1 pseudogene is annotated in these 412 nt (G+C 63.5%); it reads left to right on the forward strand.

What is annotated here, in order from left to right:
- A pseudogene (locus B9T16_RS29450) lies at positions 1-372 on the forward strand (ketol-acid reductoisomerase); the annotation flags it as partial.
- Positions 373-412 lie beyond the last annotated feature (40 nt).

A 412-nucleotide genomic window follows, 5' to 3' on the forward strand; every position in this document is an offset into this window, starting at 1 on the left:
GTGGAAGCCGGCTATCAGCCGGAAATCGCCTATTTCGAATGCCTGCACGAGCTGAAGCTGATCGTCGATCTGCTCTATGAGGGCGGGATCGCGAAGATGCACGAGTTCATCTCCGAGACGRCCAAATATGGCGATCTCGTCTCCGGTCCGCGCGTCATCAACGAGGAAACCCGTGCGCGTATGCGCGAGGTGCTGAGCGATATCCGCACAGGCGGGTTCGCCCGCGACTGGGTGCTGGAGAACCAGGCCGGCAAGCCGCGCTATGGCGCGCTGCTGAACGCCGACCTCGACCAACCCATCGAGCATACCGGCGCGCGCCTGCGCGCCCGCATGGGCTGGCTGCAGCCCGGCGCGAACGCGGCCCGATCCTGATCTGTCCTGATACTGAACAAAGGCTCTTTGACCCATGCAC

This window comes from Arthrospira sp. PCC 8006 (assembly GCF_046480465.1).
In the GTDB taxonomy this organism is placed as follows: Bacteria; Cyanobacteriota; Cyanobacteriia; order Cyanobacteriales; family Microcoleaceae; genus Limnospira; species Limnospira platensis.